At 64.6% G+C, this 1,029-nt stretch carries 2 protein-coding genes; both read left to right on the top strand.

Annotated elements, in window-relative coordinates; genetic code table 11:
* Nucleotides 1-692, top strand: a 692-nt coding sequence (locus ACFV20_RS37285; protein ID WP_385665660.1) for a CpaE family protein, incomplete at its 5' end; no start/stop codon positions are given.
* Nucleotides 689-1,029: hypothetical protein (locus ACFV20_RS37290; RefSeq protein WP_385665663.1), on the top strand; the 341-nt coding region annotated here is incomplete at its 3' end. The genes ACFV20_RS37285 and ACFV20_RS37290, both read left to right, overlap by 4 nt.

The raw sequence follows: 1,029 nt of genomic DNA on the forward strand, positions 1-1,029 counted from the left end.
GGGCAGTGGCCCCCATGGGAGTGGTCATTGTTGACCTGGACCTGCAGTTCGGTGATGTGGCGTCCGGCTTGTTGCTTGAGCCGGAGCACTCCATCACGGAAGCCGTCCATGGACCCGCTGCGCAGGACTCCATGGTGCTCAAGGCGTTCCTCACCGTCCACCCGGCCGGAATCTACGCCCTCTGCGCGCCGCGCAAACCCTCGGAGTCGGACTACATCACCGCGGAACACGTCACCAGGCTGATCAATCAGCTTGCAACCGAGTTCAAGTACGTCGTGGTGGACACCGCTCCCGGGCTCGGCGAGCATTGCCTCGCCACGCTGGAGCTGGCTACCGATGGGGTGTGGGTCTGCGGCATGGACGTCCCCAGCATCCGCGGGCTGCGCAAGTCCTTCAGCGTCCTCAAGGAATTGCAGCTCCTGCCCCAGGGAAGGCATACCGTCCTCAATTTCGCGGACAGGAAGAGCGGGCTCTCCGTTCAGGACGTCGAGGCAACCATCGGCGTTCCGATCGACACCGTGATCCCGCGCTCCCGGAACCTTCCCTTCTCAACCAACCGGGGAGTTCCGGTCCTGCAAGGAACCACGAAGGACTCCGCGTTCAAGGGCCTCAAGAAGCTGGTGGAACGGTTCGATCCGCGCCTGGCCACCGCGCCCCAGAACAAACTGCACAGAAGGGTGGTGGTCTCGTGAAACTGTCAGAGAGGTTGTCCAAGAACAATCCGCTTGCCGCAGTGGAAGGCCCGGCAGAGGCCGACAACGCCTCGGGCAGCGAGCAGGCGGCTGCCCCCGCGCTGATCCTGCCGGCTCCGGCTGCGCCGATGCTGGGCGGGGCTCCGTCGGTTCCTGTTGTGGATGCCCTGGCCGGTTTGAAGCATCGGGCCGCGGCAGCACTGTTCGAAAGGATGGGCACCCGCAGCAGCGACGCATCGGCCTCGGAAGAAGACCTCCGGTCCTTCGCCGTGGATGAACTCTCAACGTTCATCGACGACGAGCAGGTGCCGCTGTCTCCGGAAGAACGTCGGCGGCC

This window comes from Streptomyces sp. NPDC059696 (assembly GCF_042733745.1).
Classification (GTDB): Bacteria; Actinomycetota; Actinomycetes; order Streptomycetales; family Streptomycetaceae; genus Streptomyces.